11 protein-coding genes are annotated in these 8,975 nt (G+C 63.7%); 5 read left to right on the top strand and 6 right to left on the bottom strand.

Features of this window, described 5'->3' with window-relative positions; genetic code table 11:
* Positions 1-7 precede the first annotated feature (7 nt).
* From PHE40_RS02530 to PHE40_RS02505, 6 genes are all read right to left on the bottom strand, one after another.
* The gene (locus PHE40_RS02530) at positions 8-790 is read right to left on the bottom strand and encodes a succinate dehydrogenase iron-sulfur subunit (RefSeq protein ID WP_299957556.1); all 783 of its coding nucleotides are present in this window, start codon (positions 788-790) and stop codon (positions 8-10) included.
* Positions 791-802: 12 nt separating this feature from the next.
* Complete coding sequence (sdhA, locus tag PHE40_RS02525; protein WP_299957553.1) at positions 803-2,614, bottom strand: succinate dehydrogenase flavoprotein subunit; 1,812 nt, start codon at positions 2,612-2,614, stop codon at positions 803-805.
* A gap of 20 nt (positions 2,615-2,634) precedes the next feature.
* Complete coding sequence (sdhD, locus tag PHE40_RS02520; RefSeq protein ID WP_299957550.1) at positions 2,635-3,036, bottom strand: succinate dehydrogenase, hydrophobic membrane anchor protein; 402 nt, start codon at positions 3,034-3,036, stop codon at positions 2,635-2,637.
* Between the two features lie 5 nt (positions 3,037-3,041).
* Positions 3,042-3,473, bottom strand: coding sequence for a succinate dehydrogenase, cytochrome b556 subunit (sdhC, locus tag PHE40_RS02515; protein ID WP_299957548.1), 432 nt, complete (start codon positions 3,471-3,473; stop codon positions 3,042-3,044).
* A 261-nt stretch (positions 3,474-3,734) separates the two neighbouring features.
* Complete coding sequence (locus PHE40_RS02510) at positions 3,735-3,986, bottom strand: hypothetical protein (RefSeq protein ID WP_299957546.1); 252 nt, start codon at positions 3,984-3,986, stop codon at positions 3,735-3,737.
* Positions 3,987-4,320: 334 nt separating this feature from the next.
* Positions 4,321-4,596 carry an accessory factor UbiK family protein gene (locus PHE40_RS02505; RefSeq protein ID WP_299957542.1) on the bottom strand — a complete coding sequence of 92 codons (276 nt, stop codon included), beginning with the start codon at positions 4,594-4,596 and terminating at the stop codon, positions 4,321-4,323.
* Between the two features lie 47 nt (positions 4,597-4,643).
* On the opposite strand from PHE40_RS02505, the gene rfaD reads away from it, so the two are divergent.
* Genes rfaD through PHE40_RS02480 form a run of 5 tightly spaced genes read left to right on the top strand, consistent with a single transcriptional unit; the run spans position 4,644 to position 8,973 of the window.
* Complete coding sequence (gene rfaD / locus PHE40_RS02500) at positions 4,644-5,624, top strand: ADP-glyceromanno-heptose 6-epimerase (protein WP_299957539.1); 981 nt, start codon at positions 4,644-4,646, stop codon at positions 5,622-5,624.
* On the top strand, positions 5,624-6,466 hold the full coding sequence (gene lgt / locus PHE40_RS02495) for a prolipoprotein diacylglyceryl transferase (protein ID WP_299957536.1): 843 nt from the start codon (positions 5,624-5,626) through the stop codon (positions 6,464-6,466). The genes rfaD and lgt overlap by 1 nt, the downstream gene beginning before the upstream one ends.
* A gap of 16 nt (positions 6,467-6,482) precedes the next feature.
* Entirely contained in the window at positions 6,483-7,376 is an 894-nt protein-coding gene (locus tag PHE40_RS02490) for an SAM-dependent methyltransferase (RefSeq protein WP_299957533.1), read from the top strand.
* A complete protein-coding gene (gene pgeF, locus PHE40_RS02485) occupies positions 7,376-8,116 on the top strand; it encodes a peptidoglycan editing factor PgeF (protein ID WP_299957530.1) in 741 nt (246 codons plus the stop codon). Before PHE40_RS02490 ends, pgeF begins: the two co-directional genes overlap by 1 nt.
* Positions 8,113-8,973: a hypothetical protein gene (locus PHE40_RS02480; RefSeq protein ID WP_299957527.1), complete on the top strand. Its 861-nt coding sequence runs from the start codon at positions 8,113-8,115 to the stop codon at positions 8,971-8,973. Before pgeF ends, PHE40_RS02480 begins: the two co-directional genes overlap by 4 nt.
* Positions 8,974-8,975 lie beyond the last annotated feature (2 nt).

Genomic DNA, 8,975 nt, shown 5'->3' with positions numbered 1-8,975 from the left:
TCAGGCTTTAGCCCTGGCGTTCCAGCATCAGGTGCTTGACCTTGCCAATCGCCTTGGCCGGGTTCAGGCCCTTGGGGCAGGTCTCGGTGCAGTTCATGATGGTGTGGCAGCGGTAGAGCTTGAACGGATCTTCCAGCGAGTCGAGGCGCTGGCCGGTGCGCTCGTCGCGCGAGTCGGCAATCCAGCGATAGGCGGCCATCAGCACGGCCGGGCCGAGGTAGCGGTCGCCGTTCCACCAGTAGCTCGGGCACGAGGTCGAGCAACAGAAGCAGAGAATGCACTCCCACAACCCGTCAAGCTCGGCGCGCTCTTCCTTACTCTGCAGACGCTCACCATCGGGCGGCGGCGGCGTGTCCGATTGCAACCAAGGTTCAATGGAGCGGTATTGCGCATAGGCCAGGCTGAGGTCCGGCACCAGATCCTTCACCACCGGCATATGCGGCAGCGGGCTGATCGCCACGGCGCCCTTCACTTCCTCGATCGGCTTGAGGCAGGCGAGCGTGTTGGTGCCATCGATGTTCATGGCGCAGGAGCCGCAGATTCCCTCGCGGCAGGAGCGGCGGAAAGTCAGCGAGGCGTCAACCTCGTTTTTGATCTTGATGATCGCATCCAGCACCATCGGGCCGCAGGTGTCGAGATCGACCTCATAGGTATCGGTGACCGGGTTTTTCCCGTCATCGGGGTTCCAGCGATAGACTTTGAATTCCTTGACGCGCTTGGCGCCTGCCGGGGCCTTGTAGGTTTTGCCCACGCCGACCTTGGAATTCGCGGGAAGCGTAAATTCTGCCATGTTCGTGACCCCTTAATATACGCGCTTCTTGGGTGGGAAAACGGAGACTTCATTGGTGAGGGTTTGCATCTTCACCGGGCGGTATTCCAGTTTCACGCCCCCCTTCTCATCGCAATAAGCAACAGTGTGCTTCATCCAGTTCGCATCGTCGCGATCCGGGAAATCATCATGCGCCTGCGCGCCGCGGCTTTCCTTGCGGGCTTCGGCGCCCACCATGGTGGCCATGGCGTTGCCCATCAGGTTGTCCAGCTCCAGTGCTTCCATCAGGTCGGAGTTCCACACCAGGCTACGGTCGGAAACCCCCATATCCTCAAGCCCGCCCCAGAGCTTCGTCATCTTCTCCACGCCCTCGCTCAGGCTCTTGGAGTTGCGGAACACTGCGGCATGGCCCTGCATGGTCCGCTGCATCGTGTCGCGCAGCGCGGCCACCTTGGTGCCGCCCTTGGCGTGGCGGGTTTTATCGAACCGGGCCAGCGAGGCCTCGCCCGCACCGGCGGGCAGCGGCGCCTGGGTGGCGCCGGGCTTCACAATCTCGGCGGCGCGGTGAGCGGCGGCACGGCCGAACACCACGAGGTCGAGCAATGAGTTGGTGCCAAGCCGGTTGGCCCCATGCACGGAGACGCAGGCGGCCTCGCCCACGGCCATCAGCCCGGGGACGACGGCATCCGGGTTGGAGGGCGTCGGACGCAGCACTTCCGCCTTATAATTCGTCGGGATGCCGCCCATGTTGTAATGCACGGTCGGCAACACGGGAATGGCTTCCTTGGTCACATCGACACCGGCGAACACGCGCGCGGTCTCGGAGATGCCGGGCAGGCGCTCGTGCAGAATATCCGCGCCCAGATGCTCCAGATGCAGCAGGATATGGTCCTTGTTCGGTCCCACACCGCGGCCTTCGTTAATCTCGACGGTCATCGAGCGCGACACCACATCGCGCGAGGCGAGGTCTTTGGCGGTCGGCGCGTAGCGTTCCATGAAGCGCTCGCCCTCCGAATTGGTGAGATAGCCGCCTTCGCCGCGCGCGCCTTCGGTGATCAGGCACCCGGCGGGGAAAATCCCGGTCGGATGAAACTGCACGAACTCCATATCCTGCACCGGCAGCCCGGCGCGGATGACCATGCCGCCGCCATCGCCCGTGCAGGTGTGGGCGGAAGTGCACGAGAGGAAGGCGCGGCCATAACCGCCGGTGGCCAGCACCACGGTCTGCGCGCGGAAGCGGTGGATGGTGCCGTCCTCAAGGTTCCAGGCCATCACGCCGCGGCAGGCGCCCTCGGAGTCCATGATCAGGTCCAGCGCGAAATATTCCACGAAGAACTCAACCTCGTGCTTCAGGCTCTGCTGATAGAGCGTGTGCAGCATGGCGTGGCCGGTGCGGTCAGCTGCGGCGCAGGCGCGCATCGCCGGTTCATTGCCGTATTCCTTCATATGGCCGCCGAACGGGCGCTGATAAATTTTGCCGTCCTCGGTGCGCGAGAAGGGCATGCCGTAATGCTCCAGCTCATAAATCGCGGGCACCGCCTCGCGGCACATGTACTCGATGGCATCCTGGTCGCCCAGCCAGTCCGACCCTTTCACCGTATCATACATATGCCAGCGCCAGTCATCCTCACCCATGTTGCCCAGCGCGGCGGAAATGCCGCCCTGCGCCGCCACCGTATGCGAGCGGGTGGGAAACACCTTGGTGATGCAAGCGGTTTTAAGCCCGGCAGCGCCCATGCCAAGGGTGGTGCGCAGGCCCGAACCACCCGCGCCAACGACCACGACATCATAGGTATGGTCGATAACCTGATAGGCACCGAGTGAAGGTTTTGAAAACGCGTTCATGAGGTCAAGATCCGTTTTGCTTAAAAGGCGAGTTTAAGAACAGACACCGCGCAGGCCAGGGCAAGCACCGCGATGCCGCCCTTGAGCACCAGGAGCGTTATTATCCGCTTGGCGTCGTTACGCACATAATCCTCGACCACCACCTGCAGCCCGAGGCTGAGATGGGAGAACAGCGCCGCGATGAGGCAGAGAAACAGCACCGTGTTCCAGGGCTCGCCTATATAGGCGGCCATCTGCGCGCGGTCCGCGCCCGCGAGCATCAGCACCGAAAGCACAAAGTAGAGCGAGAGCGGCAGCAGCGCCATCGCGGTGACGCGCTGCGACCACCAATGATGCTGGCCCGATTTGGCGGCGCCCAGGCCGCGCGCGCGGCCAAGCTGGCTGCGCATGATATGAACGGAGGGGGTGTTCTCGTTGCTCATGTTATTCACCACACCAAAAAGCCGACAAACCAGAACACCACCGTGAGCACCACGGCCCCGGCAATCACCATCCGGCCGTTGCGGTGCGTCGCCTCAAGCTCGAAGCCGCGGACGCTATCCCAGAACAAATGCCGGATGCCATTGCAGAAATGATAGAACAGGGCGAGCGTGAAGCCCACGAGGACCAGCAAGCCGATCCACGAGGCCAGCAGGGCCCGCACGACCGAAAAAGCCGCGTCCCCGGCAGCGGCGCTGACCAGCCAGGCGGTGAGCAGCAGTGCTCCGGCCCCCAGGGCAATGCCGGTGCCACGATGAAAAACAGAGGTCACCGATGATAATTGCGGCTTATACACCTGCAAATGCGGAGAGAGCGGCCGGCGCACCAGCTTGCCCTCCGTGTTACGCCCCACCATCAGGGCTTCGCGGACATCCTTCATGGGAAACCTTTCTCAACAGGTCATTCAGGTTCTTTATGCTGCAGTTGCTTAGTCCTGCGCTTTGGCAGGGTCAACGTACCAAATCGTGATCATGCAACCGGCAGACCCCGTCAAACCGTCCCGGCCTATTTTCTGGCGGAAAGCCTGAATAATCTCACTTCGCGGTCGGAGGATCCTCAAGCTTCAGGCTTGCCCGCACCGCCGCCAGCGCCGTGTGGGTGTGGGCGGCAACAAAAGCAACGACAGCCGGAGCCGTCACATTCAGGCGAGCTGGCGGAATTTTTTCTCCGGCTGCTTGGCATAGGGGTCGACATGCACGCGATGCGTCTCGGAGAGTTCGGCCAGCTTCTTGTGCATGCCGGTCTGCTCAACCTTCATGCGGGCCCAGCGTGCGGCCATGGGCCAGAGAACCAGGGTCAGCTGCATGAAAAACGCCACAACCCCGGCGAGAACACACCCTTCGGCAAAAAACGCGGCGCAGGGCAACATGGTGCTCAGCTTCGATGAAGTCATAATGAACTTCCTAAAATACGCATCATCAAGGTCAAAATTTGTGCCCGCCTGGAAAGCATACGTCAAGGATATTTTGTTTTTCAAAAACAAAATATTAAGAGAAATGAGCCAAGCAAAATCGTTAAATTTCAACGATTTGAAAATTATATAAAACAATCGTGTTTTTTGGAACGGCCCTCCCTCGGAATTTTCAGAAAATTACGCATGGAGCCTGCAATACCTTATGATTCTTATCTATTATCGTATGGCTGCATTACCAAAATACCGCGGCTCCCGGGGCTGGCGCCACAGCGCGCGACTCGGACCGCGCGCCGCGCCAACGCGCCGCCGCCTCTCAGACGGCGATATCGCCGGGTTCCGGGCGCTCGGGCGGCTGCACCTCCAACTGCGCGACCCGCGCCTCCAGCGCCTCCACCTGGGCCTTGGCGCGGCGCGCAAGCTCGGCCATCGCCTCGAATTCATCGCGCTTCACCAGATCCAACCGGCGCACCGTCTCGTCCACGCGGGCGCGCACAAGCCCCGCCAGCTCCTCGCGCAAGCCCACGAAAGCGGAAATCGCACCGCCGGCAACACCGGCGATGTCATCGAAAAATTTAGGACGCTCGTTCATGGCTATGGGCCTTCTCTGCAATGGTGCATCTGCATATAAGCACCCGCATGATATTGGTCACGGGTGGCGCGGGATTTATTGGCTCCAATTTGCACGCGGCGCTGCGCGCCGGCGGGCGGGAGTGTATCATCGCTGACTGGCTGGGCCATGAGGCCAAGTGGCGCAACCTGCGCCACTACCCGCCCTCGCAGGTCATCGCGCCGGAAAACCTGGGTGAATTCCTGAGCCATAACCCAAAGCTGAGCGCCATCGTGCATCTGGGCGCCATCTCGGAGACCACCGCGACCGATGGCGATCTCGTCTGGCGCAGCAATGTGGAACTCAGCCAAACCCTGTGGCGCTGGTGCGCGGCGCACGGCACGCGCTTCATCTACGCCTCCTCCGCCGCCACCTACGGCAACGGCGCCGCCGGGTTTGAGGATGAAATGTCCATTCCCGCCCTGCAAAAGCTCCAGCCGCTCAACCTCTACGGCTGGAGCAAGCACGCCTTCGACCTTTGGGTGGCCGGGCAGATCGCGGCGGGCGCGCCCGCACCGCCCGCCTGGGCCGGGGTGAAGTTCTTCAACGTCTACGGCCCCAACGAATACCACAAGGGCAAGATGATCTCGGTGGTGAAGATCAAGCATGATGAAATCGTCGCCGGCGGCCCGGTGCGGCTGTTCAAAGCGGACCAGCCAGGCATGGCCGACGGCGCCCAGCAGCGCGACTTCATCTATATTGACGACGTGATCGCGGCGCTGACCTTCCTGCTCGCCGCGCCAAAAATTTCCGGCCTGTATAACCTGGGCACCGGCCTGGCGCGCAGCTACGCAGACCTCGCCCTTGCGGTCTGCACCGCCCATAACGTGCCGCCCCGCATCGAATATATCGACATGCCCGCCAACCTGCGCGGCCAGTATCAATCCTTCACCCAAGCGCCTATGCACCGGCTGCGCGCCGCCGGGTTCAACCACCAGTTCCTCACGCTGGAGCAGGGTGTGGGGGCCTACATCCAGAATTACCTCCTGCAAGGGGATATGTACCGTTGATGATCTTCACCTGGCCCCATTTCAGCCCCGTGCTGTTCAGTATCGGCCCGCTGGCCGTGCATTATTATGCCCTGGCCTACATCAGCGGGCTGCTCGGCGGCTGGTGGCTGGCGCAGCGGCTGGTTAAACTCTCTCCCTTTGCCGCCACCCCGCAGCAGGTGGATGACTTCCTCACCTGGGCGGTGCTGGGCGTGCTGGTCGGCGGGCGGCTCGGCTATGTTCTGTTCTATCAGGTCTACCAGGAGCCGATCTCTTATCTGCTGGCGCATCCCATCCAGATCATCGCGGTCTGGCAAGGCGGCATGAGCTCGCACGGCGGCTTCATCGGCGTCGGCATCGCCATCTACTGGTTCTGCAAGAAGTACAAGATGAACATGTTCGCCTTCGCCGACCGTATCGCCACGGTCGTGCCCATCGGGCTGTTCCTCGGCCGCTGCGCCAATTTCATCAATGGCGAGCTGTGGGGCCGCGTCGCCACGCACTGGTTCCCGCTGCTCATCATCTACCCCGAATCAGCCAGCGTGGACCCGCTGAACGCCCTCAAGCCGCGCTACCCCTCGGAGCTGATCGAGGCCACGCTCGAAGGCGTGGTGCTGTTCGTCATCATGATGGTGATGATACGCTCCGAGAAATGGCGCCACCGGCCGGGCATGCTCACCGGGCTGTTCCTCATCTGCTACGCCATCGCGCGCATCATCGGCGAATGTTTCCGCGAGCCGGACTACTTCCTCGGCTTCCTGCCCTTCGGCACCACCATGGGCCAGGTCCTCTCCATCCCCGTGTTCTTCATCGGGCTGGCGATGCTGCTCTGGGCGCGCCGCCAGACCCCGCGTGCAGCCTGAGCGGTTTGACCATTTCATGGCGCGGGCGAATGCCGCCTATTACGCCACGCATGATTTTTCGCGGGATTTTGTCACCGCGCCGGAGCTGACCCAGGTTTTCGGTGAGCTGCTGGGCGCCTGGGCCAAAACCGTCTGGGGCATGATGGGCGCGCCGGCGGGAATCATGCTGGCCGAGGCCGGGCCGGGGCGCGGCGTGCTGATGGCCGATGCAATGCGCGTCTGGCCCACCGCCAATGTGCATCTGCTGGAAACCTCGCCCCGGCTGCGCGCGCAGCAGGCCGCCCGCGTGCCCGGCGCCACCTGGCATGAGTCACTGGCCACCATCCCCCCCGGCCCGCTGATATTGCTCGCCAATGAGTTTCTGGACGCCCTGCCCGTGCGCCAGTTCATCCGCCGCGCGCCCGGCTGGATGGAGCGCCATGTGAGCCACGGCGCCTATGTGGAAATCCCCACCGATTACCCCCTCCCTGATGACCCCGAGGGCAGCGTGCGCGAGGTGAACGAGGCAGCGCTGGATTTCTACGCCGCCCTGGCGGCCCGCGGCGCCATCGCTCTGTTCATTGACTACGGCCCCGCCAAATCCGCTCCCGGCGAGAGCGTGCAGGCCATCGCCGGGGGCAAATACGCCGATCCGCTGGCCAACCCCGGCACGGCCGATCTCACCGCGCATGTGGATTTCGAGGCCCTCACCGCGCGCCACCACGCGCAGGGGCCGGTCAAACAGAATGAATTCCTCACCGCCCTCGGCCTGTTCCAGCGCAGTGATACCCTCGCCGGCAAAAATCCCGCCCAGGCCGAGGCGCTGAAACTGGCGGCCCGGCGCCTCACCGCGCCGGAGGCCATGGGCAGCCTGTTCAAATGCCTCGCCCTTTGCCCTAAGGGTTTTCCCACCCTGCCAGGATTTGAATAATGGATTTTCTCACCGGCGAACTGCCCGCCCGCCACGGCTTCTTCACCCGCAACGGCGGCGTCTCCACCGGGGCTTATGCCAGCCTGAACTGCGGTTTCTCCGGCGCTGACGAGGTGGCCAACATCCGCGAAAACCGCGCCCGCGTGGCCCAGGCCCTGGATGTTGCGCCCGAGACCCTGCTCGGCATCAAACAAGTGCATGGCACGAGGGTCATCACCGTCACCAACCCCTGGGCCATCGGCGCCGGGCCGGAGGCTGACGCGCTGGTCACCAGCCGCCCCGGCCTCGCCCTTGGCGTCATCACCGCCGATTGCGCGCCCGTGCTCTTCGCCGATGCCGCGGGAGGCATCATCGGTGCCGCCCATGCCGGCTGGCGCGGCGCGTTTCTGGGTGTGCTGGAGGCAACCGTTGAGGCCATGCGCGCGCTGGGCGCGCAGAACCTCCACGCCGCCATCGGCCCCTGCATCCACCAAAAAAGCTATGAGGTAAGCGCCGACCTGCGCACCCCCATCGTCGAGGATAACGCCACCGCCGCGCGCTTCTTCATCCCCGGCCGCCTGAAACACTGGCATTTCGACCTGCCCGGTTACTGCGCCGCGCGGCTGGCGCAGGCGGGGGTGGCGGCGGATATTCTACCCAACGACACCTACGCCGAGGCGCATGATTTTTTCTCCTACCGCCGTAAAACCTTGCGCCACGAAACCGCCACCGGGCATCAGATTTCCGTGATCCGCACATGATAAAACGGCTGGCCTTGCTCCTGCCCCTGGCGCTGGCCGCCTGCGGCACCCTGCCCGAACCGTTTTACGGCAACCCCGGGCCGATGGGCGCGCGCCTGTCCATCCCGCCCGCGCCGGTGCTCATGGTGCCGCCGCCCGCCGCCGCGCTGCTGGATGCCAAATCCGCCCCCGTTTACGCCAAGGACCTCGCCGCCGCGCTGGTGAATTATGACATCCCGAGCATCGCGGGCGCCCCCATGAAGGGCGGCTGGCTGCTCACCACCTCGGCCAGCCGCAACGGCGAGAACATCATCCCCGCCTATGCCATCACCGGACCTGACGGCAAAACCTACGGCCGCCAGAACGGCGCCCCCATCGCCGCCGCCGCGTGGACCCAAGGCGACCCCGCCGCCCTCAACGCCGCCGCCGCCGCCGATGCCCCAGCCCTCGCCAAAATGCTCACCGCCATCAACGCGCGCATCCAGGGCAGCAACCCGCAATCGCTGGAAAACCGGCCACCCCGCATTTATATCGGCCCCGTCACCGGCGCGCCGGGCGATGGCAACCACTCTCTGCCGCTCAACCTCGCGCGCGACCTGCCCGGCCCGGACGATGTGGTGGTCACCAACCCAGCCCTGGCGGATTTCACCGTCACCGGCAACATTGTGGTAACACCTGGGCAGAACGGCCAGGTCATGGTCGAGCTGGACTGGAGCGTGCAGGACGCCAATCACCGCAAGATCGGCCAGGTCACGCAGTTGCACCCGCTTGCCCTCACGGACATCACCCCCTATTGGGGCGATGTCGCCGCCGCCGCCGCAACTGAAGCCGCCACCGGCATCCAGCAGGTGGTTGCCAACGCAATATTGAAAAAATAACA

The sequence above is a fragment of the Acidocella sp. genome, from assembly GCF_028687955.1.
Classification (GTDB): Bacteria; Pseudomonadota; Alphaproteobacteria; order Acetobacterales; family Acetobacteraceae; genus Acidocella.
The sequence above is the reverse complement of the archived record's forward strand: the minus strand, read 5'-3'. Positions and strand labels throughout refer to the sequence as shown.